This window comes from Micromonospora sp. PTRAS2 (genome assembly GCF_054052245.1).
Map to the genome: position 1 here is coordinate 124,871 of NZ_JBSWBU010000010.1, position 25,593 is coordinate 150,463.

The 25,593-nt window shown below is 75.0% G+C and carries 26 protein-coding genes; 21 read left to right on the forward strand and 5 right to left on the reverse strand.

Annotated elements, in window-relative coordinates; translation table 11 throughout:
- Positions 1-359 precede the first annotated feature (359 nt).
- The 7 genes from ACVMYR_RS25985 to ACVMYR_RS26015 all read left to right on the forward strand — a co-directional run bounded on the left by ACVMYR_RS25985 (position 360) and on the right by ACVMYR_RS26015 (position 6,688).
- Positions 360-692, forward strand: coding sequence for a TcmI family type II polyketide cyclase (locus ACVMYR_RS25985; protein ID WP_353901828.1), 333 nt, complete (start codon positions 360-362; stop codon positions 690-692).
- Positions 693-813: 121 nt separating this feature from the next.
- Positions 814-1,542 (forward strand): SRPBCC family protein, encoded by a 729-nt coding sequence (locus tag ACVMYR_RS25990; RefSeq protein WP_457122998.1) that lies wholly within the window; start codon positions 814-816, stop codon positions 1,540-1,542.
- Positions 1,535-1,966 (forward strand): cupin domain-containing protein, encoded by a 432-nt coding sequence (locus ACVMYR_RS25995; protein WP_077940052.1) that lies wholly within the window; start codon positions 1,535-1,537, stop codon positions 1,964-1,966. Before ACVMYR_RS25990 ends, ACVMYR_RS25995 begins: the two co-directional genes overlap by 8 nt.
- Complete coding sequence (locus ACVMYR_RS26000) at positions 1,963-3,291, forward strand: beta-ketoacyl-[acyl-carrier-protein] synthase family protein (RefSeq protein ID WP_457122999.1); 1,329 nt, start codon at positions 1,963-1,965, stop codon at positions 3,289-3,291. The genes ACVMYR_RS25995 and ACVMYR_RS26000 overlap by 4 nt, the downstream gene beginning before the upstream one ends.
- A complete protein-coding gene (locus ACVMYR_RS26005; protein WP_457123000.1) occupies positions 3,288-4,577 on the forward strand; it encodes a beta-ketoacyl synthase N-terminal-like domain-containing protein in 1,290 nt (429 codons plus the stop codon). The genes ACVMYR_RS26000 and ACVMYR_RS26005 overlap by 4 nt, the downstream gene beginning before the upstream one ends.
- Positions 4,574-4,891 carry an antibiotic biosynthesis monooxygenase family protein gene (locus tag ACVMYR_RS26010; protein ID WP_077940055.1) on the forward strand — a complete coding sequence of 106 codons (318 nt, stop codon included), beginning with the start codon at positions 4,574-4,576 and terminating at the stop codon, positions 4,889-4,891. Before ACVMYR_RS26005 ends, ACVMYR_RS26010 begins: the two co-directional genes overlap by 4 nt.
- A 402-nt stretch (positions 4,892-5,293) precedes the next feature.
- Complete coding sequence (locus tag ACVMYR_RS26015; protein WP_457123036.1) at positions 5,294-6,688, forward strand: class I adenylate-forming enzyme family protein; 1,395 nt, start codon at positions 5,294-5,296, stop codon at positions 6,686-6,688.
- A gap of 50 nt (positions 6,689-6,738) precedes the next feature.
- On the opposite strand, the gene ACVMYR_RS26020 is transcribed toward ACVMYR_RS26015, so the two are convergent.
- Positions 6,739-7,404, reverse strand: coding sequence for a 4'-phosphopantetheinyl transferase family protein (locus tag ACVMYR_RS26020; protein ID WP_431894617.1), 666 nt, complete (start codon positions 7,402-7,404; stop codon positions 6,739-6,741).
- A gap of 15 nt (positions 7,405-7,419) precedes the next feature.
- Between ACVMYR_RS26020 and ACVMYR_RS26025 the strand changes: the two genes are divergently transcribed.
- From ACVMYR_RS26025 to ACVMYR_RS26090, 14 genes are all read left to right on the forward strand, one after another.
- On the forward strand, positions 7,420-7,686 hold the full coding sequence (locus tag ACVMYR_RS26025; protein WP_043968887.1) for an acyl carrier protein: 267 nt from the start codon (positions 7,420-7,422) through the stop codon (positions 7,684-7,686).
- Positions 7,686-7,931, forward strand: a complete 246-nt coding sequence (locus ACVMYR_RS26030) for a hypothetical protein (protein WP_043968888.1) — start codon at positions 7,686-7,688, stop codon at positions 7,929-7,931. Before ACVMYR_RS26025 ends, ACVMYR_RS26030 begins: the two co-directional genes overlap by 1 nt.
- Complete coding sequence (locus ACVMYR_RS26035) at positions 7,924-9,018, forward strand: beta-ketoacyl-[acyl-carrier-protein] synthase family protein (protein WP_457123001.1); 1,095 nt, start codon at positions 7,924-7,926, stop codon at positions 9,016-9,018. Before ACVMYR_RS26030 ends, ACVMYR_RS26035 begins: the two co-directional genes overlap by 8 nt.
- A 38-nt stretch (positions 9,019-9,056) precedes the next feature.
- Positions 9,057-9,599 (forward strand): beta-ketoacyl synthase chain length factor, encoded by a 543-nt coding sequence (locus ACVMYR_RS26040; RefSeq protein WP_077940065.1) that lies wholly within the window; start codon positions 9,057-9,059, stop codon positions 9,597-9,599.
- Positions 9,596-11,212, forward strand: coding sequence for a class I adenylate-forming enzyme family protein (locus ACVMYR_RS26045; protein ID WP_457123002.1), 1,617 nt, complete (start codon positions 9,596-9,598; stop codon positions 11,210-11,212). The genes ACVMYR_RS26040 and ACVMYR_RS26045 overlap by 4 nt, the downstream gene beginning before the upstream one ends.
- Entirely contained in the window at positions 11,209-12,477 is a 1,269-nt protein-coding gene (locus ACVMYR_RS26050; RefSeq protein WP_077940059.1) for a beta-ketoacyl-[acyl-carrier-protein] synthase family protein, read from the forward strand. The genes ACVMYR_RS26045 and ACVMYR_RS26050 overlap by 4 nt, the downstream gene beginning before the upstream one ends.
- A 59-nt stretch (positions 12,478-12,536) precedes the next feature.
- Positions 12,537-13,652 carry a 4-hydroxyphenylpyruvate dioxygenase gene (gene hppD, locus ACVMYR_RS26055; RefSeq protein ID WP_457123003.1) on the forward strand — a complete coding sequence of 372 codons (1,116 nt, stop codon included), beginning with the start codon at positions 12,537-12,539 and terminating at the stop codon, positions 13,650-13,652.
- A complete protein-coding gene (locus tag ACVMYR_RS26060) occupies positions 13,649-14,578 on the forward strand; it encodes a phytanoyl-CoA dioxygenase family protein (RefSeq protein ID WP_357751859.1) in 930 nt (309 codons plus the stop codon). Before hppD ends, ACVMYR_RS26060 begins: the two co-directional genes overlap by 4 nt.
- A 2-nt stretch (positions 14,579-14,580) precedes the next feature.
- Positions 14,581-15,378 (forward strand): DUF3050 domain-containing protein, encoded by a 798-nt coding sequence (locus ACVMYR_RS26065; protein WP_431894605.1) that lies wholly within the window; start codon positions 14,581-14,583, stop codon positions 15,376-15,378.
- Complete coding sequence (locus tag ACVMYR_RS26070) at positions 15,375-16,346, forward strand: thiamine pyrophosphate-dependent dehydrogenase E1 component subunit alpha (RefSeq protein ID WP_457123004.1); 972 nt, start codon at positions 15,375-15,377, stop codon at positions 16,344-16,346. Before ACVMYR_RS26065 ends, ACVMYR_RS26070 begins: the two co-directional genes overlap by 4 nt.
- Positions 16,346-17,317 (forward strand): alpha-ketoacid dehydrogenase subunit beta, encoded by a 972-nt coding sequence (locus ACVMYR_RS26075; RefSeq protein ID WP_043968898.1) that lies wholly within the window; start codon positions 16,346-16,348, stop codon positions 17,315-17,317. Before ACVMYR_RS26070 ends, ACVMYR_RS26075 begins: the two co-directional genes overlap by 1 nt.
- On the forward strand, positions 17,317-18,675 hold the full coding sequence (locus ACVMYR_RS26080) for an ATP-grasp domain-containing protein (protein WP_176734229.1): 1,359 nt from the start codon (positions 17,317-17,319) through the stop codon (positions 18,673-18,675). Before ACVMYR_RS26075 ends, ACVMYR_RS26080 begins: the two co-directional genes overlap by 1 nt.
- Positions 18,676-18,790: 115 nt before the next feature.
- Positions 18,791-19,384, forward strand: coding sequence for a TetR/AcrR family transcriptional regulator (locus tag ACVMYR_RS26085; RefSeq protein ID WP_077940063.1), 594 nt, complete (start codon positions 18,791-18,793; stop codon positions 19,382-19,384).
- Between the two features lie 85 nt (positions 19,385-19,469).
- Entirely contained in the window at positions 19,470-20,306 is an 837-nt protein-coding gene (locus ACVMYR_RS26090) for a TlpA family protein disulfide reductase (protein WP_457123005.1), read from the forward strand.
- A gap of 25 nt (positions 20,307-20,331) precedes the next feature.
- Here ACVMYR_RS26090 and ACVMYR_RS26095 read toward each other — a convergent pair whose 3' ends face one another.
- The 4 genes from ACVMYR_RS26095 to ACVMYR_RS26110 all read right to left on the reverse strand — a co-directional run bounded on the left by ACVMYR_RS26095 (position 20,332) and on the right by ACVMYR_RS26110 (position 25,300).
- A complete protein-coding gene (locus ACVMYR_RS26095) occupies positions 20,332-21,021 on the reverse strand; it encodes an SGNH/GDSL hydrolase family protein (protein WP_457123006.1) in 690 nt (229 codons plus the stop codon).
- 40 nt (positions 21,022-21,061) lie between these two features.
- The gene (locus ACVMYR_RS26100; RefSeq protein WP_457123007.1) at positions 21,062-22,108 is read right to left on the reverse strand and encodes an exo-alpha-sialidase; all 1,047 of its coding nucleotides are present in this window, start codon (positions 22,106-22,108) and stop codon (positions 21,062-21,064) included.
- 211 nt (positions 22,109-22,319) lie between these two features.
- On the reverse strand, positions 22,320-23,591 hold the full coding sequence (locus ACVMYR_RS26105) for an MFS transporter (RefSeq protein ID WP_457123008.1): 1,272 nt from the start codon (positions 23,589-23,591) through the stop codon (positions 22,320-22,322).
- A 107-nt stretch (positions 23,592-23,698) separates the two neighbouring features.
- Entirely contained in the window at positions 23,699-25,300 is a 1,602-nt protein-coding gene (locus ACVMYR_RS26110) for an AMP-binding protein (RefSeq protein WP_457123009.1), read from the reverse strand.
- Positions 25,301-25,593: the final 293 nt, after the last annotated feature.

The following is a 25,593-nucleotide window of genomic DNA, read 5'->3' on the forward strand; positions in this document are numbered from 1 at the left end:
GGCGCCACTGTCTCCGGTGGCGCCACGCGGCGCGGCTCGGGCGTCGCGACCGCCGGGCTGGCCCGCTTGAAGATTAACAACAGTGATTACGGTGAGTCAACATGGGGTCAGGCGTGGCTGCTGCCATCGTGGACGGCGAAGTGCCCGCCAACTGCGAATATTTGTCGCCATCGGGGTCGTCTTCTCAGGCGGAGCATGGATTGTCCACAGGATTCATCAACGCAGCGTCACTGCTGGTCGTGTCGGTGGGTGGGCCGGCATTGACGCCTCGGTGACGGCGGTGCGCGCACCGTGGCGGCAGTCGTCCCGCGTGACGGCGAGTTCACGCCGCGCCGCCGCGCGCCCGAGGGAGGCAGTCCATGGATCGTTCGCTGATCGTCGCCAAGGTGGCACCCGACGCCGAGGAGCGGGTCGCCGAGATCTTCGCCGAGTCCGACGCGACGGAGTTGCCGCGCCTGGCCGGGGTCCGGCACCGGTCGCTGTACCGGCTGGGCGACCTCTACGTCCACCTGCTGGAGACCGAGCGGCCGGGGGAGACGGCGGTGGAGGGGATCCGGGAGCACCCCGAGTTCGCCCGGGTCAGCGCGCGGCTGCAGCCGTACGTCTCGCCGTACCTGCCGACCTGGCGCTCGCCCCGGGACGCCATGGCGCGCTGCTTCTACCGCTGGGACCACGGCGGGCGGCGGCCGTGACCCCCACCGTCGGCGGGCGGGTGCGGCCGCGCTGCGCCGGATGCGCCGCACTGGACGACGGGGGGAGTCCCGTTCGCGTCGCCGCCGCCGGTCCGTCCGGCCCCGACCAGAGGAGAAACTGATGACCGTCACCCACGGCCGCCCGCTCACCGCCGAGATCACCGAGATCCTGGTGGCGAACTGCGGCATGGACGCCGAGGCCGCGGCCCGGGAGCCCGAAGCGTCCCTGGAGGACCTCGGCATGGACTCCCTCGCCCTGCTCGAACTGTCCGCGGTGGTCGCCGACCGGTACCAGGTGCGCCTGCCCGAGGACGCCGCCCGGCTGAGCATCGCCGAGGTCGCCGATCTGGTGACCCGGGCGACCGACCCGCCCGGGCACACCGAGAACAGCATCGTCGTCGACGCGCCGCTGCGGCTGGTCTGGGAGCTGACCAACGACGTGGCGAACTGGCCGAACCTGTTCACCGAGTACGCCTCCGCGCAGATCCTCGAACGCGACGGCCGCACCGTGCGGTTCCGCCTCACCATGCACCCCGACGAGAACGGCGCGGTGTGGAGCTGGGTGAGCGAACGCACCACCGACTGGGAGAACCGCGAGGTGCGGGCGCACCGGGTGGAGACCGGCCCGTTCGAGTACATGCGCATCCACTGGCGCTACGACACCGAGCCGGAGGGCACCCGGATGACCTGGGTGCAGGACTTCGCGATGCACCCGAGCGCCCCGCTGGACAACGCCGGGATGACCGAGCGGATCAACACCAACAGCCGCGTCCAGCTCGCGGTCATCAAGGAACGGATCGAGCGGGCGGCGCGGGCCGGCTCCGCCACCACGGGAGGCGACGATGAGTGAGACCACCGCCCAGCGTACGACGGACGACCCGGCGTACCGGACGGTCGCCGCCCGCGACGTGCCGGCCGACCGGCGGCGCGGCGGCGAGCTGCGGGTGCTGCTCGGGCCGAAGACGGTCGGCAGCACCTCCGGGTTCATGGGGGTCGCCGCCCTCGCCCCCGGCGAGCGCATCGCCGAGCACTACCACCCGTACAGCGAGGAGTTCCTGTACGTGGCGCGGGGGGCGATCACCGTGGACCTGGACGACCGGCCGGTGCCGCTGGCCGCCGGGGAGGCGCTGCTCGTGCCGGTCAACGTGCGGCACCGGCTGCGCAACACCGGCGAGGAGCCGGCCGAGGTGGTGTTCCACCTGGGTCCTCTCGCACCCCGGCCGGAGCTGGGTCACGTCGACACCGAACCGGCGGAACAGCGGGGCGCGTCGTGACCGCGCGCCGCACGGTGGTGACCGGCATCGGGGTGGTCGCCCCGGGCGGCGTGACCCGGGACCGGTTCTGGAAGACGATCACGGAGGGGCGCACGGCGACGCGGCGGATCACGTTCTTCGACCCGTCGCCGTTCCGTTCCCGCATCGCCGCCGAGTGCGACTTCGATCCGGTCGCCGCCGGGCTCACCGAGGCCGAGCGGCGCCGCGCCGACCGGTACGTGCAGTTCGCCCTCGCCTGCTCGATCGAGGCGGTCGCCGACAGCGGCCTGGAGCTGACCGACGCGCAGCGCGACCGCGCCGGGGTGGTGCTGGGCACCGCCGTCGGCGGCACCATGGCCCTGGAGCAGGAGTACGTGACCGTCAGCGACTCCGGCAGCCGCTGGCTGGTCGACCACGACCGGGGCGGGCCGTACCTGTACCAGGCGCTCGTGCCCAGCAGCCTCGCCGCCGACGTGGCCTGCCGGCACGGGTTGCACGGCCCGGCGCAGGTGGTCTCCACCGGCTGCACCTCCGGCATCGACGCCATCGGGTACGCCCACCAGCTCATTGCCGACGGCGAGGCCGACATCGTCCTCGCGGGGGCGGCGGACTCGCCGATCTCCCCGGTCACCGTCGCCTCGTTCGACGCCATCAAGGCGACCAGCCCCGACAACGACGACCCGGCGCACGCGTCGCGCCCGTTCGACGCCGACCGGCACGGTTTCGTCCTCGCCGAGGGCGCGGCGGTGCTGGTGCTGGAGGAGTACGGGCACGCCCGCCGCCGGGGGGCGCACGTCTACTGCGAGGTCGCCGGGTACGCCAGCCGCAGCAACGGTTACCACATGACGGGGCTGCGCCCGGACGGGCTGGAGATGGGGCTGGCCATCTCGGCGACCCTGAAGCAGGCGCGGCTCATCCCGCGGCAGGTCTCCTACATCAGCGCGCACGGCTCCGGCACCCGGCAGAACGACCGGCACGAGACGGCGGCGTTCAAGCGGGCCCTCGGCGAGGCGGCCCACCGGGTGCCGATCAGCTCCATCAAGTCCATGGTGGGGCACTCCCTCGGCGCGATCGGTTCCATCGAGATGGCCGCCTGCGCCCTCGCCATCGAGTACGGCGTGGTGCCGCCGACGGCCAACTGGGCCACCCGCGACCCGGAGTGCGACCTGGACTACGTGCCGAACGTGGCCCGGGAGGTGCCGGTGGACGTGGCGCTGTCGGTGGGCAGCGGCTTCGGCGGCTTCCAGTCGGCGATGGTGTTCCGCCGGCTGGGTGGGACGGCGTACGGCGGGGCGACGCAGGGCGGCACCGCGCACGGCGGGGCGGCGTCGGGCGGGGCGGCGTGACCACCCGGGCGGTGGTCACCGGGATCGGGGTGGTCGCCCCGAGCGGCATCGGCGCCGAGGCGCACTGGTCCACGGTGGTGTCGCGGACCCGGCGCACCGGCCCGATCACCCTGTTCGACCCGGCGTCCTACCCCACCCGCGTCGCCGGTCAGGTGCCCGACTTCGAGGCGCTGACCTGGGCGGACAACCGCCGGCTGGTGCAGACCGACCGGTGGACGCACCTGGGGTTCGCGGCCACCCGGCTGGCGCTGGCCGACGCCGGGCTGCCCGAGCACGCCCCCGAGCCCTACGGGTACGCCGTGACCCTGGCCAGCTCGTCGGGTGGGAACCTGTTCGGGCAGCGGGAGCTGCAACGGCTGTGGGGCGGGCCGTCGCGCACCGTCGGGGCGTACCAGTCGATCGCCTGGTTCTACGCCGCCAGCGTCGGGCAGCTCTCCATCCACCACCAGTTCAAGGGGCCCTGCGGGGTGCTGGTCAGCGAGTCCGCCGGCGGGCTGGACAGCCTCGCGCACGCGGTGCGCACCGTGCGGCGGGGCACCCCCGTGGTGATCGCCGGGGCCACCGAGTGCCCGCTGAGCCCGTACGCGCTGGCCTGCCAGCTGCGGTCCGGGCTGCTCAGCGTCGCCGACGACCCCGCCCGGGCGTACCAGCCGTTCGACGCCGACGCCGCGGGGTACGTGCCGGCGGAGGGCGGCGCGGTGTTCGTGGTGGAGGAGCTGTCGCACGCCCTGGCCCGGGGGGCCCGCATCTACGGGGAGGTCACCGGCTGGGGGGCCACCCACGACGCCGTGCACACCGGCCCCGGCCGGGCCGGGGACCCCGTCCAGTACGCGCGGGCGATGCGGCTGGCCCTGGACCGGGCCGGCGTCACCCCCGACGACGTGGACGTGGTGCTGCCCGACGCGCTGGGCACGCCGGGCCACGACCGGGCCGAGGCCGACGCGCTGCGCGCGGTGTTCGGGGCCCGTCCCGTGCCGGTGACCACGGCCAAGCCGCTGACCGGCCGGGCGCACCAGGGCGGGTCGGCGCTGGACGTGGCCACGGCGCTGCTGGCCTTCGCCCACGACACGCTGCCCGCCTCCGCCGGCCCGGCCCGGCCGGCCGACGGCTGCGAGCTGGACTTCCTGCGGGAGCCCCGCCGGCCCGCGTCCCGGGTGGCGCTGGTGGCCGCCCGGGGGTTCGACGGTTTCAACAGCGCGCTGGTGCTGCGGGGCGCGGCGGCCCGCCCGGCACCGGCACCCCGCCGGGCGGCCGAGCCCGGCCCGACCCAAGGAGTGGCACGATGATCGAACAGCGGGCGCGGGTGGTCTTCCTGGTCCGGGTGCCGCAGCAGCGCACGGGGGACTTCCTGCGCGCCTACGAGGCCATCCGGCACCTGGTCGCCGAGGGGGTGCCGGGGCACCTGGTGGACCAGGTGTGCCGCTCGTCGGCCGACCCGGAGCAGTGGCTGATCACCAGTGAGTGGGTGAACCTGGCCGCGTTCGAGGCGTGGGAGCGCAGCCCGGAGCACCGGGACCTGGTCAAGCCGATGCGGGAGTGCTTCACCGACGCCCGGTCGCTGCGGTTCGTCGTCCACGCGCAGACGCCGGCCCTGGCCTGATTTCGCGGGCGGGGCACCCCGTCGCCATAAGATCGTGTATCTTCGATGGGTGGCTGCCGGTCGGCAGTCACCCATCGGCGTCAGGCCGACGTGGGGAGCCGTCAGGCTCCACGCGGGCAGGCGGTCGGGCCGAATCTGGGCAGGCTGCCGCCCGGGTGTGCCGGCTCTGCGGCGGGCAGGCTCCCGCCCCGCGGCGGCGACGTCGCCCACGGCCTCGCGGCCCCCGATCCTGCCCGGCGAACCGGCTGACCGGCAATCGGGCCGCACGACCTTTTTGATCTAGCCATTTGCATCTAGTAATGGTCTCGGCGGCTGTCGTAGTGTTCCGTCAGCACCCCGGAGGACGCACCACATTGGGCAGTTATGCCCATTTTCGATGCTGGGCGGTAGACCACAGTGACCATGGATCGTTCGGCAGCAGAATCTACAGTAGACCACCCTACCTGGGTTGACGACCTCTTGCTGGCCGGTCCGTCGGCCGAAGTTTGTCTGCGGCTGCCCGACCCGGTGGACCGGGGTACGCTGCGCCGGCTCGTCGCCGAGGCGCAGGCCCGGCTCACCGGCGCCGGACTGCGTCCCGGGGGCGCCGCCGCGCTGCGCCTGCCGCCGTCGCTGGCGTACGTGGTGAACCTCCTCGCCACCTGGCGCACCGGGGCCCAGGCGATCCTGCTCGACCACCGGCTCACCGACCACGAGGTGCAGGGCGCGCTCGCGCGGCTCACCCCGCAGGTCGTCGTCGCCCCGGTGCGCAGCGGCGGCGCCGCGCTGAAGATCTTCGTCGACGTCACCGAGGGCGTCACCGCCTACTCGGACCGGCCCGCCGGCAGCCCGCACGCGGTGATCCAGCTCAGCTCCGGCTCCACCGGACCATCCAAGGTGATCGGTCGCAGCGCCGCGTCCCTCGTCGCCGAGGTGCGCCGCTACACGCGCATCGACGGCGTGGCCCTGCCCGGCGAGCGGATCATCCTGCTGCCGTCCATGGTGCACGTGCTCGGTCTCGTCGGCGGGCTGCTCTACGGCCTGCACGCCCACGTGACGCTGGTGCCGCCGGACCGGCTCAGCGGCGACGCGGTGCTGGCCGCCATCGCCGCCGACGACACCCCCGCCACCGTGCTCGGCGTGCCGTTCCACATCGGACTGCTCGCCTCCACCCGGCCGACCGGCCCGCTGCCGCAGTTCAAGCGGATGACCACCGGCGGCGAGCTGGTCCCGCCGGCCGTCGTCAATGCGTTCGTCGACCGCTTCGGCGTGCCGCTGGGCAACATGTACGGGATGACCGAGGTCGGCGTCATCGGCACCGACCTGCACGGCTGGCACCGGCCCTCGATCGCCCCCGCCCCCGGGATCACCGTCCGCGAGTCGACCACCGGCGAGCTGTGGGTGAGCTGCCCGGACTCGCCGTACGTCGGGCTGTCCGACCCGGACCGCTGGGCCGACGGCTGGCTGCACACCCGCGACGCCGGCACCGTCGACCCCGGCACCGGCCTGGTCACCGTGCGCGGCCGGCTCGACTCGCAGGTCTCCGTCGGCGGGCTGAAGGTCGACCTCACCGAGGTCGAGGCCACCCTCGCCGGGCTGCCCGGCGTCGCCGCCGCCGTGGTCGTGCACGACGGCGACATCACCGCGTACGTGCAGCCGGACGGGCCGCTGTCGGAGGAGGTGCTGGAGAAGCTGCTCGCCGAGCGGCTCGCCGCCTACAAGCGGCCCCGCGTCCTGCACCTGCTCGACCGGCTGCCCCGGACCACCACCGGCAAGCTGGTCCGGTCGACCGAGGCGCTGCGGGCGGCCGCGCCGTGACCGGTCCGCTCCGGCGGCCCGTCGCGGTGCCCGCCGACCTGACTGATCGATCAGTCGATCACCAGCTCGACGCCGTCCGCCGGCCCGTCGACCGCCAGGGCCAGCACCAGGTCACCGGCCAGCACCAGGTCACCGGCCGGGACCGGCCCGTCGCCGGCCCGGCCGTCGCCTGCGGGCAGCCGGGGGTGGCCGACCCGCAGCCCACCGGACCCCGGGACGGGGCGCAGCAGCTCACCCGGGCCGCCGGGGACCGGCATCGGCCGGCGCAGGCCGCCGTCGCGCAGGCCGCGCCCGAGCGCCTTGCCGACCGCCTCCTTCGCCGTCCACAGCAGCAGGAACGCCTCGACGCGCTGCCCGGGCGGGCGTCCGCGCAGCCAGGCCGCCTCCTGCGGGGCGTACCAGCGGCGGGCCAGCGCCAGCGCGGGCAGCTCCCGGCGGCGCTCGACGTCGACGCCGACCCCGCCGCCGCGGCGGGCCGCCACCACCACGACCCCGCCGGTGTGGCTGACGCTCACCGGCAGCTCCACCGCGTCACCGGCGTCGACGAGTGGCCGCCCGGCCGCGTCGCGTCGCACCCGGATCTCCGCCTCCGCCCGGCCGAGCAGCGTGCCACCCGCGCGCCGCAGCAGCCGCCGGGCCGCCGCCGGCCGATCGCCGTCGGTACGGCCGAGGAACACGTACACGGTGTCCCGACCGGGCACCGCTGACTGGCTCACGGAAAGAGGTTAACCATGCGCGACGAGGTCCGTGCCTTCGTCATCTCCCAGCTCGACGACATGAACTACGACGTCGACGGCATCGACGACGACACCACCCTCGGCCCGGCCGGCGTCGACCTGGAGTCGCTGGCCCTGGCGGATCTGGCCGTCCGCGTCGAGGACCGCTACGGCCTGAAGTTCGCCGACGACGAGTCGGAGAAGCTGGCGCTGATGACGGTCGGCGAGTTCACCACGATGGTCGCCGACCGGGTCGCCGCGACGGCCGACGGCAACTCCTGATGGCCGGTCAGCCCGACCTGGGGCGAGCTGACCTGCTGACCATGCTCGCCGAGATGACCGCGAAGCCCGTCGACCAGGTGTCCGACCGGGTGGGCTCGATGGAGCTCGCCTGGCTGGTCCACCTCGTCGAACAGCGCTACGACCGCCGGCTCGACCTCACCGACGACCAGCTCGCCGGCATCCGGACGGTCGACGACGCCCTGGCGGTGTTCCACACCTGCCTGACCGCCCCCGCAGATGGCTGAGCGGGCCCCCGTACGGATCACCGGTGTCCACGCGCTCAGCGCCCTCGGCAGGGGCGCCGACGCCCAGCTCGCCGGGGTGCTCGCCGGCACCCCCGCGTTCCGGCCCGTCGGCCGCTTCGACACCAGCGCCCGGCGGGTCGGCGTGGCGGCCACCCTGGCGGACGCCGGCCCGCTGGCCGACGAACTGACCGAGGCGGTGCACGCCGCGTGCGCCGCCGCCGGGCTCGACACCGCCGGCCGGGCCGTCGCGCCGCTGCTGCTCGCCGCCCACGGCGGGACGGGCGTGCCGGCGCTGGCCGGGGAGCTGGCCCACCGGTGCGGGCTGGCCGGCGCGTCCCGGGTCTACACCAGCGCCTGCGTGTCGGCGTCCACCGCGGTCGCCGACGCCGCCGCGCTGATCGGCCGCGGCGACGTCGACCGGATCGTCGTCGCCGCCGGGTACCTGGTCGAACCCGACCAGTACGCGCTCTTCGACGCCGGCCGGGCCCTCGCCACCGACGGCGCGGTCCGCCCGTTCAGCGCCGGGCGGCGTGGGCTGCTGCTCGGCGACGGCGTGGCCGCCGTGGTGCTGGAGTCCGCCGCCGCGGCGGCCCGGCGGGACGCGCCGACGCTGGCCTCGGTGCTCGGCTGGGGCCGGGCCGGCGACGCCTACCACCCCTGCCAGCCCGACCCGCAGGGGCGCGGCCTGGCCCGCGCGCTCGGCGCGGCCCTGCGCCGCGCCGGCCTGCGCCCCGAGGACATCGGGTACGTCAACGCCAACGCCACCGGCACCGGCTACAGCGACGCCGCCGAGGCGGCGGCGCTGCGGCTGGCCTGGGGCGAGCACGCGCACCGGGTGCCGGTCAGCTCGACCAAGGCGCTGCACGGGCACGCGTTGGAGGCGTCCGGGCTGCTGGAGCTGGTGGTGACCGTGCTGGCCGTACGGCACGGGAAGCTGCCGGTCAACGCCGGCTGGCTCGGCCCCGACGAGGCGTGCCCGCTCGACGTCATCCGCGACGCGCCCCGCCCGGCCGCCACCGGTTACGCGGTGAGCCTCAACGCCGCGTTCGGCGGCGCCAACACCGCCCTGCTGGTCGGTGCGGCGTGACCGGCACCGGGGAGCTGCCGACGGCGACGGACGGCCGGCTGCGGGTGCTCGCGCAGGCGCGCTGGCCGGAGCCGGGCGACGCCGCCCCGCCGACCCTGCCCGGGTTCGTGCACTCGCGGTTCAGCCCGGTCGTCGCGGCCGTCGCCGACCGGTGCCTCACCCGACGCCACGGCGAGCGACCGGCCCCGGAACCGGCCGGCGGGCGGACCGCGGTGGTGCTGGTCAGCGCCGCCGGGGACCGGGCCAGCGCCGACCACGTGCACGCCACGGTCGCCGCCGGGGGGCGACCGGGCCCGCTGTTCTTCTTCCAGTCGGTGCCCAACAGCGTGGCCGGGCACGTCGCCGCGCGCTGGGGGCTGGGCGGGCCGGTGGTCTGCCTCGCGCCGACCGGGGACCCGCTGGCCGAGGGAACGGCCGAGGCGGAACTGCTGCTGAGCGACGGCGACGCCGACGAGGCACTACTGATCCTGATCGAACAGGCACCCGACGACGCCGGTGCGGGCGTCGAGGCCGCAGTGCCGGGCGACCCGCCCGGGACCGCCGCCGTCGCGGTGCTGCTGGGGGGAGGAGTCACACCATGAGGACCAAGGGACTGCGCGGCCTGCTGGCCGCCGACACCGAGCTGGGCGCCGGCAACGTGCTGGCCCGGGTGCTGGCGCACGGCGCCGACCCGGACGGCCCCGGGCTGACCTTCGACACGGAGGTCGACGGGCACCCCGCCGAGCGCCCGCTGACGCTCGGCCAGCTCGACGAGCGGGTCGCCGCCCGCGCCGCCTGGCTGCGCGCCCGGGGCGTCAAGCCCCGCGACCCCGTCGCCGTCTGGGCCACCGCCGCCGCCGACATGGTGCTCAGCTTCCTGGCGCTGACCCGCCTCGGCGCGATCCCCGCGCTGATGAACGGCAGGCTGCGCCCGGAGATCGCCGCCGAGTACATCCGCCGGCTGCGCGGCGCGGGCGTGCTCGCCGACGCCGCGCACACCGAGCTGCTGGCCGGGCACGACCTCGGCGCGCCGCTGCTCGGCACGCCCGCCGACGCCGGCACGGGCGACCCGGCCGCCGCCGGGGCCCACTACCGGCACCACCCCGACGACCCGATCGTCATCACCCACACCTCCGGCACCACCGGCGTGCCGAAGGCGGTGCTGCACTCGCACGCGAGCCTGTTCGCCGCCACCCGGCACCTGCTGTCCATGCCGCAGGCGCAGGGCACCCGCCGCATCCTCAACGCGCTGCCCGCCCCGCACACCGCGACCGTGCTCATGGTCAACCAGGCGCTGGGCAACCGGGCCGAGATGTTCCTGCTGTCCGACCAGGGCGGCGAGCGGGTCCTCGACGCGATCCAGCGCTGGCGGCCCGACGGCGTGTTCGGGTTCTCCGTCACCTGGGCGGAGCTGGCCCGCTTCGACCTGTCCGCGTACGACCTGGACTCGGTGCGGCTGTGGTTCAACACCGGCGACTGCTCGCACGAGCCGCACGTGCGCCGGCTCGTCGCGGTCGGCTCGCGGGACACCGTGACCCGCCAGGGCGTGGTGCGGGTGCTCGGGTCCGTGTTCATCGACGGGCTGGGCTCCAGCGAGATGGGCCACTCGATGTTCCACATCACCCACACCGCCGACACCGACCGGTACGGCCGCTGCGTGGGCCGCCCGTACCAGTTCACGAAGGTCGCCGTGCTCGACGCCGACGGCAACGAGCTACCCCCGGGGCAGGTCGGCTTCCTCGGCATCGACTCGCCGTCGCTGTTCCGGGGCTACTGGAACGACTCGGTCACCACCTACCGGTTCCGGCTGCGCGGCTGGTACCTCACCGGCGACCTGGTCTACGCCGACGCCGACGGGCGCTACTACCACCTGGACCGGGCCGTCGACTCCGTCGAGGTCGGCGACGGCCGACGGTTCTTCACCGCCCTGTCCGAGGAGCGGGTCCTCGCCGCCTGTCCCGACGTCACCGACTGCACGGTGGTGATCGTCAAGGAGGACGACCGCGTCGTCACCGACGTGCTGCTGGAGCTGGCGGCCGGGGCCGACCCGGGCGTCGACCGCACCGAGGCGGTGCGCGCCGCGCTCGGCGCGGACGTCGGGGCGACCCTGCGCCGGGTGGTGCCGGTGCGCTCCGAGGACATCCCGGTCACCGTCACCGGCAAGGTCCGCAAGGTGGTGCTGCGCGAGCGCTACCTGACCGAGTCGTCGTCGTGACCGCCCTCATCACCGGGATGGGCCTGCTGACCCCGGCCGGGCGGGGGGCGGGGGAGACCCTCGACGCCCTGCTCGCCGGCCGGTCCGGGCTGGTCCGCCCGCCGCAGGACCACCCGGCCCACGGGTCGCTGGAGGCCGCCGGGCTGCTGCCGGACATCGACCCGCGTACGGTCGCGTCCGGCCCGGAGACCCGGGTGCTGGACCGGATCGTCGTGCTCGCCCTGCTCGCCGCGGCCGACGCGCTCGCCGACGCCGGCATCGAGGTGGGCCGCGACGTCGACCCCGCCCGGATCGGCGTGATCGTCGGCGGCGTCGGCGGGATGGCCACCCTGGAGCGGCAGGTGCTGGCGCGGGCCGAGCGGGGCCGGGCGGCGGTCAGCCCGTACCTGCTCACCGGGATCCTGCCGAACATGCCGGCGGCGCGTATCGCCATCGCCCACGGCATCCGCGGCTACAGCTCGTCGGTCGGCACGGCGTGCGCCTCCGGCGCGCAGGCCGTCGCCGACGCGGTCCGGCTGATCCGGGCCGGGGAGGCCGACGTGGTGGTCTGCGGGGCCAGCGAGGCCCCGCTGTTCCCCACCTTCGCCGACACCTTCGGCAACGCCCGGGCCCTCGCCCGGGGCTGGGCCGACCCGGCCGAGGCGAGCCGGCCGTTCGACGCCCGCCGCAACGGGTTCGTCCTCGCCGAGGGCGCGGCGCTGCTGGTGCTGGAACGCGCCGAGCACGCCGCCGCCCGGGGCGTGGCCGGCTACGCCGAGGTGGCCGGGTACGGGGCGAACACCGACGCCCACCACCCCACCGCGCCCCGGCCCGACGGGGCGGGAGCGGCCGAGTGCATGCGCCGGGCCCTGGCCGGTGGCGCGGTGACGGCCGGCGACGTCGGCTACGTCAACGCCCACGGCACCGGCACCAAGCTCGGCGACATCGCCGAGATCACCGCCCTGACCGACGTGTTCGGCGAGGGCCGGGTGCCGGTCAGCTCCACCAAGGCGCTCACCGGTCACCTGCTCGGCGCGTCCGGGGTGCTGGAGGCCGCCGCCACCGCGCTGGCGCTGGGCCGGGGGCTGCTGCCGCCGACCTGGAACCTCGACGACCCGGACCCGGCCTGCCCGGCGGACCACATCCGCAAAGAGGCCAGGCGGGCCGACGTGGAACACGCGCTGACCAACTCGTTCGGCTTCGGGGGGCAGAACGTGAGCCTGCTGCTGCGGCGCACCGCCGGTGCGGGTGCGCGCGCCGCCGCGCCGGGAGGTGATCTCGCGTAACACCCCGGGCGGGGGAGCCCGGACGGCAGTCACGGGGGGACATGGGGAAGGGCTGGTAAATGGACATCCGTTCTATAGATCACATCGAACTCTTCGTGGGGGACGCCCGGCAGGCCGCCTTCTACTTCGGCACCGCCGTCGGGTTCCGCCTGGCCGGGCAGGGCGGCCCCGAGACCGGGTTGGCGGGGCAGCGGTCGCTGCTGCTGCGCCAGGCCGACATCCGGATGGTGCTCACCTCCGGGCTGACCGCCGGGCACCGGGCGTCGACGTACGTGCAGCGGCACGGCGACGGCATCGCCGTGGTGGCGCTGGAGGTCGACGACGCCGCCGGGGCGTACGCGGAACTGGTGGGCCGGGGGGCGACGCCGGTGACGCCGCCGGCCACCTTCACCGGCGCGGACGCCGAGGTCGTCACCGCCGAGGTGGCCGGCTTCGGCGACGTGCTGCACCGGCTGGTGGAGCGCCGGGGCGACCGGCGCGAGTTCCTGCCCGGCGCGTTCGAGACCACCGAGCCCACCGAGCTGACCGGCGACGACGGCCTGCTCGCCGAGATCGACCACCTGGCGATCTGCGTGCCGCCGGGGCAGCTCGACGCGACCGTCGCCCACTACGAGCGGGTCTTCGGCTTCGCGCAGATCTTCACCGAGCACGTCGAGGTCGCCGGGCAGGCGATGAACTCCACCGTGGTGCAGAGCCCGTCCGGGCAGGTCACCCTGGTGCTGCTGGAGCCGGACCGCAGCCACCGGCCGGGGCAGATCGACGCGTTCCTCACCGAGCACGCCGGTGCCGGCGTGCAGCACCTGGGGCTGCGCACCGACGACATCGTCACCGCCGTCGGCGCGCTGCGTTCCCGGGGCGTCCGGTTCGCCGGCACCCCCGGGGCCTACTACGACGACCTGGAACGGCGGGTCGGCCCGGTCGACGCGCCGCTGGACCGGCTGCGCGAGCTGAGCATCCTGGTCGACCGTGACCACGGCGGTCAGCTGTTGCAGATCTTCACCGAGTCGATGCACGTGCGGCGCACCCTCTTCCTCGAACTCATCGAGCGACGCGGGGCGCTGACCTTCGGCAGCGGCAACATCAAGGCCCTCTACGAGGCCAAGGAACGGGAGCTGGCCGCGGCGGGGGCGACCCCCGCCGTCGCGGCCGGCACGGCACAAGGGGTTGGGGCATGACCACCACACAGATCCACCCGGCGCTGACCGCGCAGGAGGAGGCGCTGCTGCCGTCCGACGAGGACGTGCGGCACTACGCCGAGCACGGTTGGTACCTGTCGAAGAAGCTGTTCACCGACGAGGAGGTGGACGCCCTCGTGGCGGCCACCGACCGGTACTACGACGGCGAGCGGGACCGCACCCTGCCGGTGCGCCCGCCGAAGCTCGCCTACTGGGACCCGTCGAAGGGCCCGGTGCAGCGGCACAACGACTACGTCCACTACGAGCACGACGGGATCGCCGCGATCCTGCGCAAGCCGCTGCTCGGGGCGGTCGCCGCCCGGCTCGCGCGGGCCGCCGAGATCCGGGTGTTCCAGTCCACGCTGATCTACAAGCCGCCGATCGACGGCGAGCCGTCGAACATCGTGCCCTGGCACTTCGACAAGCACTACTGGTCGTCCTCGTCGTCGGAGGACATGCTCACCGCGTTCATCCCGTTCCACGACTGCGGTGCGGAGATGGGCACGATCACCATGGTCGACGGGTCGCACCGGTGGAAGGAGATCGGCGCCGACGACACCGTCGTGCGGCACTTCGCCGAGCGCGACCGCGACCAGCTCGAGGAGATGCTGGCCCGCAACGCCGCGCACAACGGCGCCCAGATCCGCAAGATCCCCATGGTGATCCCCAAGGGACACGTGAGTTTCCACCACTGCCGCACTTACCACGGCAGCGGCGCGAACGTCAGCGGTCGCCCGCGCCGGGCGATCTCGCTGCACCTGCAGGACGGCGCGAACGCCTACCGGGAGTTCCCGCTCTCCGACGGCACCCTCGCCGCGTACAACCACGACGTGCTGGTCCGCCGCACCCACGACGGGCGGCCGGACTACGCGGACCCCGACTTCTGCCCGGTCATCTGGCGCGACCGCGCCCAGCAGGGAGGCTGACAATGTCACGGTACGACTGGGGTAAGACGCACCCGGGCATCGAGCGGTTGGAGCAGGCGGTGACCGACCGCCGCGACGTGGTGGTCAAGCACCCCCTCTACGCCAACCTGGACACCCACGAGGCGCTGGTGACCTTCATGGAGCACCACGTCTTCGCGGTCTGGGACTTCATGTCCCTGCTGAAGTCGCTGCAGCGGCAGCTCACCTGCGTGGACGTGCCGTGGATCCCCACCGGCCCGTCCGGCAGCCGCCGACTGATCAACGACATCGTGATGGTCGAGGAGAGCGACGAGCTCGGCGAGGGCTACATCAGCCACTTCGAGCTGTACGTGCGGGGCATGGCCGAGGCGGGGGCCGACACCGGCGCCGTGGACGCGCTGGTCGACCTGCTGCGTGCCGGCACGCCGGTGACCGAGGCGCTGGTGAAGGCCGGCGTGCCCGGCCCGTCGGCGGCGTTCGCCGCCACCACCTGGAAGATCATCGAGTCGACGCCGGTGCACTGCCAGGCGGCGGCGTTCGCGTTCGGCCGCGAGGACCTGATCCCCGACATGTTCACCCAGGTCGTCGCCGTCAACGAGCGCAGCCAGAAGCTGCACACGTTCGTCGACTACCTGGAGCGGCACATCGAGGTCGACGGGGAGCAGCACACCCCGATGGCCATGCAGATGCTCGCCGACCTGTGCGGCGACGACGACACCAAGTGGCAGGAGTGCGCCGACACGGTCAACCTGGCGCTCACCGCCCGCGCGCAGCTCTGGGACGACATCCTCGCCGCGATCAAGGAGGGTCGCCCGGCGTGACCCGCGACGATCCCGTCCGGCTGTACCGCACGGTGCGGCTGATCCGCCGGTTCGAGGAGCGGGCCGTCGACCTGGTCCGCGCCGGGGCGATCGTCGGCGGCATCCACCCGTACCTCGGTCAGGAGGGGATCGCCGCCGGGGTCTGCGCGGCGCTGCGCGACGACGACCTGGTCACCGGCACCCACCGCGGGCACGGCCACGTGCTCGCCAAGGGGGCCGACCCGGCCCGCATGCTCGCCGAGCTGCTGGGCCGCGAGACCGGGCTCAACCGGGGCCGCGGCGGCTCCATGCACGCCGCCGACCTCGCCGTCGGGGTGCTCGGCGCGAACGCCATCGTCGGTGCCGCCGGCGCGATCCTCACCGGAGCGGTGTGGGCGCGTCGGCGGCGCGGCGACGACCTCGTCGGGGCCACCTTCTTCGGCGACGGCGCGGTCAACGAGGGCATGCTGCTGGAGGCGTTCAACCTGGCCGCGCTGTGGCGGGTGCCGGTGCTGTTCGTCTGCGAGAACAACGGCTACGCCACCACCATGCCCGTCGAGGGCGCGGTGGCCGGCACGATCCCCGGCCGCGCCGAGGCGTTCGGCATGCCGGCGGCCGTCGTCGACGGCCAGGACCCCGAGGCGGTACGCGACGCCACGGCCGCCGCCGTCGCCCGGATGCGCGCCGGGGGCGGGCCGGAGCTGATCGAGGCCCGCACCTACCGGTTCGACGCCCACCACACCTTCGAGCACGCGGTACGCCTCGACTACCGCGCGCCGCAGGAGGTGGCCGCCGGCCGGTCCCGCGACCCGGTCGACATCCAGGGCGCCCGGCTGTCCGACGTGGACCGGGCCGCCGTCGACGCCGACGTCGAGGCGACCCTCGACGCGGCCCTGGAGTTCGCCCTGGCCAGCCCCGAGCCCGACCCGGCCGGCGCGCTGGCGCACCTGTACGCCAGCGGGCTGGTCGCCCGGACGGGAGGTGGCTGATGCCACGGCTGTCGTACCGCAAGGCCCTCACCCGGGCCCTGGCCGACGAGATGAGCCGCGACGAGTCGGTGTTCCTGCTCGGCGAGGACATCCGGGTGGCCGCCTCGAACGTCACCGCCGGGCTGCTGAAGCGGTTCGGGCCGGACCGGGTGGTGGACACCCCGCTGTCGGAGCAGGCGTTCACCAGCTTCGCCACCGGCGCGGCCCTGGCCGGGTTGCGCCCGGTGGTGGAGTTCCAGATCCCGTCCCTGCTGTTCCTGGTCTTCGAGCAGATCGTCAACCACGCGCACAAGTTCCCGCTGATGACGGGCGGGCAGGCCGAGGTGCCGGTCACCTACCTGGTGCCGGGCTCCGGCTCGCGCACGGGGTGGGCGGGGCAGCACTCCGACCATCCGTACAGCCTGTTCGCCCACGTCGGGGTGACCACCGTGGTCCCGGCCACCCCGGCCGACGCGTACGGGCTGCTGGTCTCGGCGATCCGGCACGTCGACCCGGTGGTGGTGTTCGCGCCGGCCGGGGCGATGGACGTACGCGCCGACGTGGACTTCGCCGCCCTGGCCCCGGTGCCGATCGGGCGGGGGCGGGTGCACCGGGCCGGCGACGACGTGACGGTGGTCGCCGTCGGGCACCTGGTGCACGACGCGCTCGCCGTGGCCGAGGAGCTGGCCGACCAGGTGTCGGTGGAGGTCTTCGACCCGCGCACGCTCTACCCGTTCGACTGGGACGGGCTGACCGCGTCCGTGGCCCGCACCGGGCGGCTGGTCGTGGTCGACGACTCCAACCGGTCCTGCGGGATCGCCGGGGAGATCATCGCGACCGTGGTGGAACGGGTGCGGCTGCTCGCGCCGCCCCGGCGGGTCACCCGCCCCGACGGCGCGGTGCTGCCGTTCGCCCCGGCGCTTGACCGGGCCGTGCAGCCCGGCCGCGAGCAGCTCACCGCCGCCATCCAACTCACCATGAAGGACGAGTGATGATCGACCCCAACTACCCGTGGCCGCCGCTGGACCAGGCGTGGAACGACCTGCCGGAGTCGACCCGCGCGGCGATGGTGGCCGCCGGGGCGGGCGCGTGGAAGGAGATCTTCTACGGCTGCGCGACCTACAACCAGACGTGGCGGCTGGCCCGGCCCCCGGTGATGCCGGCGGACGCGTTCCGCGAGCTGAACGAGGTGTGCGACCGGCTCGCCCAGCTCATCCTGGAGTCGTGCCAGCGGCGGGCCCGCACCGCCGGGGAGCTGACCCGGCTGCTCGGGGTGCCGGCGGAGGAGACGAAGCTGCTCGACACCGACGAGGTGCTGTCGGAGGCGCTGCTGGCCGCGTACCGGCCGGACGTGCTGATCTCCGGCGGGGTGCCGAAGTTCGTCGAGTACAACATCGACAGCAGCCTCGGCGGCGGCTTCGACGCCGACACGGTCGTCTACCGGTACGCGAAGCTCTACGCCGAGCGGGGCATCCTCGACGGGCTGGCGGTGCGGCCCGCCCCGTCCCTGCTGGACCAGCGGTTCGTGGCGATCCGCGACGAGCTGGGGCTGGCCGACGGGGCCCGGGTGGCGCTGCTGCTGGACTTCGACGCCGACTACCCGGGCCTGGAGACGCCGGACGACTTCATCCGGATCCTGTCCCCGCTGGCCGACCGGGCCCGCCACTTCGGCATCGACCTGGTCATCGCCCAGCTCAAGCTGGCGACCCTGGACGAGGACAAGCGGCTCGTCGTCGATGGCGCCCCGGTGGACGCGCTGTTCCGGCTCTTCGTGCCCAACCGGGTGCACGCCAGTGCGGGCCTGGACGCGGTCGCCGGTGCCCTCGCCGCCGGCACCCTGCCGATGTTCGTCAGCTCCGCCGCCTGGCTGCTCGGCAACAAGATCAACTTCGCCTGGCTGTGGGAGGACCTCGACACCCTGCCCGAGGCCGACCAGGCGCTCGTGCGCCGGTACGTCCCCCGCACCACCGCCCTCACCGCCGCCGAGCTGCCCCGGGCGCTGGCCGACCAGCACGACCTGGTCGCCAAGCCCGCCGACGGCTCCGCCGGCATCGGCGTGCTGCTGGGCCGCGAGACCGACCCGCAGCAGTGGGAGGAGGGGCTGCGCGCCGCCCTCGACGAGGGCGGCTACATCCTCCAGGAGTACATGCCGGCCGACCGGGTGGCGATGGACTTCGTGCGGATGGAGACGGGGGAGACGGTCACCGCCGACGTCCCGTACAGCCTCGCGCCCTACCTGTTCGGCCGCACCGGCTCGGGCGGCCTGGCCCGGGTGGGCTTCCCCGGCTGCGACAGCGTGCTCAACCTCGCGCGCGGGGTCCTGCTCACCGGCATCCTGCTCACCGACTGACCGCGGCGGGGCGGTTGCCGCGACGGCAGCCGCCCCGACCGTCGCCGCGATTCTTGACCGTGCGGTCAAGAGCCGCCTACGCTGTTGACCGCACGGTCAAGAAAGTGGGTGCGGCATGGCGCGGGACACGCGTGACAGGCTGGTCAGGGTCGCCCGTGACCTGGTGCACGGGGCCTCCCTGGCCGAGGTGAGCATCGACGACATCTGCACGGCCGCCGGGGTGCACCGGGGCAGCCTCTACCACTTCTTCCCCTCCAAGGAGGCCCTCGGCCTGGCGGTGCTGGAGGCCAACTGGGCGCTGATGCGGGCGCTGCTCGACGAGGCGTTCCAGGCGGAGGTCGGGCCGCTGGAGCGGATCGACCTGTTCGTGCGCGGCTTCGCCCGCAACCTGGAGTTGGCGCGCGAGCGGATGGGGGCCACCCCGGGCTGCCCCCTGGGCGGGTTGACCCTCGAGCTGGCGGCGCAACCCGGGCCGGGCCGCGAGCGGGCGGCGGCCATCCTCGACGAGTGGGCCGGCTACTTCGCCGACGCCATCCGCGAGGCCCGCGCTCGCGGCCAGCTCGACCGGGCCGTCGACCCGGGCGTCGCGGCGCGCCGGGTGCTGGCCTACCTGCAGGGCATGGCGCTGCTGGCGAAGGTGCACGACCAGCCGGCGCACGTCGCCACCGCCGCCGAGGGCGTGCGCCTGCTGCTGCGCCCCGCCGGCTGACCCGCCGTCCCCGCGACGGCGGGCTTCGCGCGCGCCCGCACTTGACCGAACAGTCAACTGTCTCGCCCCTTCGGAAGGAACCCCCATGCCCCACCTCCCGCGCGCCACCGCCCCCACCCGCCCCGACCCCGGCGCCGCCTACCGGTTCGACCGGTTCACCGTCCGGCTCCTGGTGGACGACCTGACCTTCGGTCGCGACGCCCCCGGTGCCGGGGACCCGGTGCCCGCCTTCGACCTGCCCACCCTGGACGGCGGCCGGTTCCGCAGCGGCGACCTCGGCCCCCGGCCCGTGCTGCTGGTCTTCGGCTCCCGCACCTGCCCGGTGACCGAGAGCGCCGGCCCGGTGCTGCGCCGGCTGTACGACGAGTACGCCGACCGCGTCCGGTTCGTGCTCGTCAACACCCGCGAGGCCCACCCCGGGGACGTGTTCGGGCAGCCGCGCACGGCCGGGGAGAAGCGGGCGCACGCCGAGGAGCTGCGCGACCGACACGGCGTGCCGTTCGAGGTCGCCGTCGACGACGTCGACGGGCGGCTGCACCGGGCGATGAGCCCGAAGCCGAACTCCGCGTACCTGATCGACCCCGGCGGCGTCGTGCGTCACCGCAGCCACTGGGCCAACGACGAGCGCAGCCTGCGTTCGGCGCTCGCGGCGGTCGTCGCCGGCCGCACACCGCCCCGGCCCCACAGCCGCCGCATGGCCGGCCCGCTGCTGCGCGCCGTCGGGCACCTGCCCGGGGTCACCGCCTTCGCCGGCCGCACGGTCGAGCGCGACGTGTGGCGGGCCGCCCCGCCGCTGGCCCTGCTCGGCCGGCTGTCCCGGCTGTTCCCCTGGCTCCCCGCCGACCGGCGCGGTCCGGCGGCGGTGGCGCTGCTCGGCGTCCTCCTGGCGGGCCTGGTGGCGGCCGTGGCCGCGCTGACCTGACCCGGCGTGCGTGCCGCGTCCGGCGTCAGCGCGGGCCGGACGCGGCCAGGTGCGCAGCCAGGCGGCGGACCGTCTCGGCGGCGGCGATGGCGTCGCTGCGGGCGCTGCCGTGCCGCCCGTCGCCGCTGTACAGCGTCGGGTCGGCCACCGCCGGGTGGTCGGTCAGGTGCACGTGCAGGGTGCCGAGCCGCTCGCCCAGGGCCCGGGTGTGCGTCGCCAGCCGGCGCATCCGCTCGCCCAGGCTCTCCCGCAGCCGCGCCGGCACCGCCGGGCTGTGCGACACGTCGAACATGCCCACCGTCACCACGTCCGCCCCCGCCTCCTGCAACCCGGCGACCATGGCGGCCAGCTCCGCGTCGACGGCGTCCGCGTCGTAGGCGGAGCGGAACGCGTCGTTGCCGCCGCACACCACCAGCGCCAGGTCCGGGCCGAACTCCACCGCCGGGGCGAGCTGGGTGGCGCGGACCTCGTGCGCCCGCAGCCCCCGCAACCCCAGATTGAGGTACGCCAGCCCGGGGCGGGCCGCGTCCAGCTCGGCGGCGATCCGGTCGGCCCACTGCACCTCCGGGTACCCGTCGACGGGCTCGCACAGCCCCTCGGCGACGCTGTCGCCGAGCACCACGAACCGCCGCCACGGGTGCCCGGCGAGCAGCCGCGCGCTCTCGCCCGCGCGCAGGCAGTACGGGTCGGTGGCTTCGGTGCGGCTCGACGGCATGATCGGCACGCTAGCCGACCCGCCCGCCGCGTCGACACCCCTACCCGTCGAGCGTCACCTCGGCCAGGTACACGCAGGTCCGCTCCTCGTGGGAGGAGTAGTAGCTGACCCGCAGCACCCCGTCGTGCCAGTCCAGCCCCGGGTAGCCGCAGTCGCCGCCGGAGGGCAGCGCCACCAGCTCGGTCAGGACGTCCCGGTGCGGATCGACGGCGCAGACGGCGGTGCGCGGGCCGCCGTCGAGCAGGCGTACCCCGGCGACGAGGCGGCCGTCGGGCAGCCCGAGCAGGGCCGGCCCGCCCACCCGCACCCCGAGGTCGGTCCACGTCCAGTGCCGGTACGGCGGGCGGGCCCGCCCGAGCTGGGCGGTGGCCGCCTCCCGGTCGCGGCGCAGCAGGCAGGTGGCGGTGCCGTCGGGGCCGAAGACCAGCCCGGACTCGTTGGGGTAGCCGCCGAGGAAGAGGGTGTCGACGACCGGCTGCAGGTCGAGCCCGTCGCCGCTGCGGTAGAGGCGGACGAACCGGGGCTCCCGGGTGGCGTACCCGATGCCGTACATGGCCCCGCCGTGCCAGGCCGCCTGCCACACCCAGATGTCGCGCTCGCCGACCGGCATCGGCTCGCCCCAGCGCTGCCCGTCGGCCGACAGCCAGGTCAGCGTGCGGAAGGCCTTCGCTGGCGCCGCGCCGCGCCCGGCCGCTTGCCCCGTCGTGTCGCCGGTGGCCGCGCCGTCCTCCGCGGTGGTGGCCGCGTCGTCTCCCACCGTGGTGGCTGCGCCGTCCTCCGCCGTGGTGACCGCCGCGGCGAGCAGTTGCAGCCGGCCGTCGGGCCGGGTCACGAACCGGGGATCGCGCAGGTCGGTGGCCGCCCGCTCCAGCCGGGCGACCGGGGACCAGTCCCGCCCGTCGGCGGAGGCGAGCACCCGGATCGCGCCGTCGGTGGAGAGGTGCCCGGCGCCCTCCCGGTACGCGCACAGCCACTGGCCCCGATGACGGACCAAATCGGTGAAGGCGTTGTGCCCGGCGGCGTCGCCGATCCGGCGCACGGTGCCGAGCCGGGCGGTGGCCACCGGGCTGTCGGTCGATGACGGCATGGTTCTCCTCGCGGGTCGCCGGTCCGGTCGCGCCCGGGGAGGCAGTCGGTGCGACCCGACCGGCCACGGTAGGCGCATCACCCGACGCGACGCGGGCCCGCCGGAGAACGCGGGGCGGACGCGGGGCGAACATGCGAGGAAGCCATGTCGGGCTGGTGGCGGTATCCCGGCGGCCGGACACCGCCACCAGCCCGACATGCCGAGCAGTCCCCTACCCGGCGGGCGGCGCGGCCGGCGGGGCGGCCGGGGCCGGGCGCGACCGGCCCGCGCGCAGCGGACCGGCGAGCAGCGGCCCCACGGTCAGCACCGCGCACAGCACCGCCATCACCAGCAGCGCCGGCTTGAGGCCCAGGACGGCGACCGACCAGCCGCCCAGCAGGGCGCCGACGGGCAGGCCGACGAACGCCAGCGAACCGGCGATGCCGAGCACCCGGGTCTGCAACGCGTCGGGCACCCGCTCGTAGAGCGTCGCCCCCAGCAGCGGGTTGACGGCGGCGATGCCGATGCCGGACAGGAACGTCACCACCAGCACCACCACGAGGTGATCGGTGACCGCCATGGTCAGCAGCCGGGGCGCGCCGCTCATCGCCGCGCCGACGGCGAAGACGAGCGTGCGGGGCAGCCTCGGGCCGACCATCGTGAACACCACGTTGCCCAGCAGCGCCCCCGCGCCGAACACCCCCAGCACCAGGCCGAAGCCGGCCGGGTCGCCGAGCACGTCGCGTACCCAGACGGGGATCCACACGGCCGTGTTGGCGGCGGCCATCATGTTCAGCGCGGAGACCACCAGCAGCATGGCCAGCAGCACCCGGTCGGTGCGCAGGTAGGCGAACCCGGTGCGCAGGGCCCGGAAGTAGCTCTCCCGGGGCGCGGTCGGCGCGTCGGCGGCCGGCGGGCGCACCAGCAGCCCGACCAGCAGCGCGCAGAGCGCGAAGGTGCCCGCATCGATCCAGATGGCCCGGGTCACCCCGACCCAGTCGATGAGCAGGCCCCCGATCACCGCGCCGAAGAGGGTGACGCCCCGGGCCAGGCCGTCGTAGGCGGAGGTGAGCCGGATCAGCTGCACCCCGGCGCGCTGCGCCGCCGGCCGGAACATGACGTGCTTGACCCGGTCGCCGATGCCGCGCAGCCCGCCGGCCACCGCGACGAGGGCGACCAGCGCCCCGAAGCCGAGCCACGGGGTCATCGCCACCACCGCCACGGCCGCCGCGCTCGCGGCGTCCACCACGATGGACGTACGGCGCACCCCGAACCGGTCCGCCCACGGCGTGGCCAGGGAACTCGACAGCATGTACGGCAGGAACTCCGCCGCCGCGACGATGCCCATCTTCGCCGGGCTGCCCGTGGTGGTCAGCACCAGCCACGGGATCGCGATGACGGAGATGCGGCTGCCCAGGTTGGAGATCAGGTCGGCGGCGACGAGGGTGACCAGTTCCCGCCGCGCGGCGGCCCGCTCCCGGTCCACGGCGCCTCCCTTCGCCACGCCGCCTCCCTTCGCCACGGCGCCTTCCTGCGCCACGGCCGCCGGGCCGGCCGTGGAACCGGCCGTCGCGCCGGCCTCTGCCCCGGTCTCGGGGACGGCCTCGGTCGTCACGCGGGGCTGCCGACCTGGTCGGCGGGGCGGCCGGCGGCGTACCGGGCCCGCAGCGCCAGCTTGTCGACCTTGGCCGACCGGTTCAGCGGCAGCGCGTCGACGAACTCCACCGCGCCCGGCGCCCACGTCTCGCTCAGCTCGGCGATGACCAGGTCGATCAGCTCCGACTCCGTCACCGTCGCGCCCGGCGCCGCCACCACGTACGCGTACGGCAGCTCGCCGGCCACCTCGTCGGGCACCCCGATCACGGCGGCGGCGCGCACCTGCGGGTGCCCGGCGAGCACGTCCTCGATGGGCCGGGAGTAGATCGGCCAGCTCCGCTGCCGGGTGAGGATCCGGTCGGCGAGCCGGTCGACGAGGTAGAGGTAGCCGTCGTCGTCGAGGTGGCCGACGTCGCGGGTGCGTACCCAGCCGTCGACGAGGGTCTCGGCGGTCAGCTCGGGCTGGCCGTGGTAGCCGGCGAAGCTGAGCTTCGTGCGCACCCACACCTCCCCGTCGACGCCCGCCGGCAGCACCGCCCCGTCGGCGTCGCGGATCTCCACGGCCACGTCCCCGTACGCCCTGCCGCAGGAACGCAGCCGCTCCGGGTGCTCCGGGTCCTCGGTCAGCCTTGGCTGGGCGGTGATCACGACGGCCTCGCTGAGCCCGTACACGATGCGCAGGACGGGGCCGAAGCGGGCGATCGCCTGGCGCAGGCGGGCGGGCGCGGCGGGCCCGGCGCCCACGTTGAACATGAACATGGCGGAGAAGTCCGCGCCGGGCAGGTCGGGGTGGTCGAGCACCTCGTAGAGCATCGGCGGGGTGACGAACGTCGAGTTGATCCGTTCCCGCCCGACGGTGGCGATGAACGCCGCCGGGTCCCACCGCTCGCGCAGGAACAGCACGCCGCCGCTGAACAGGTTGACCAGGGTGGTGATCTGGCCGCTGGCCAGCCACATCGGCGAGTGGGACAGGTGCCGCAGCAGCGGGATTCCGCCGGAGCGGAAGCCGGCGGCGAGGGCGAGGACCTGGCGGTAGAAGCTCTCCCGGTGGTGCACCAGCTTCGGGGTGCCGGTGGTGCCGCTGGTCTGCAGGAACGACTCCGGCTCCGGCACGTCGACGGGCAGCCCGGCACCCGCGTCGAGATCGGCGGTGGCGAGGTCGGGGCCCGGCGAGGCGGCGGTGAGGTCGGGGCCCGCGCCGCCGGGGCCGAGGCAGAACACGGGCACGCCGGCCAGGTCGGCGGCGATCCGCGGGCCGAGCCCGTCGCCGTCGCGAGCGTCGTAGACGAACGCCTCCGGCCGGGACAGCCGGACGAAGTCGTCGACCTCGCGGCGGGAGGTGACCGGGGCGACCCACATCGTCCGGCAGCCCAGCAGGTGCAGGGCGAGCTGCAGCAGCGGCCCCTCGACCGCGTTGCCGAGCATCACCAGCACGGCCGCGCCCGGGCGGACCCCGCCGCGCGTCAGCGCGCCGGCCATGCCGCGCACCTGCGCGGCCACGTCCAGGTAGGTCAGTCGGCGTCCGCCGCCCACCAGGGCCTCCCGGTCGCCGAAGCCGGCGAACAGCTCCAGCGCCTCGTGCACATAGGTGGTCGGTCGGTCGGCACCGTCGGTCATCGCCAGCCCCCATCAGCTTCCGGCGGCGGTCGGCGGCGGCCCGGCGGGGCGCCCGCGTCGACCGGCCGCGAGCGGCGTCCCGGCAGCTCAGGGCCGGGACGCGGCGACGGCGGCGCGCTTCGGCGACCGCACCGCCGCCAGCTTCGAGCGTAGGCCGCCCGGCCGCGCCGGGCACCGGGCCGATCGGTGCGCGGCCGCAGCTCGACGTCATTTGATCTTGTCGATCAGGTTGATTGACGCCTGTCAGGGGCGCGGCTAGGTTTCTGGACCATCGTCCAGGAGGCTGTCGTCAG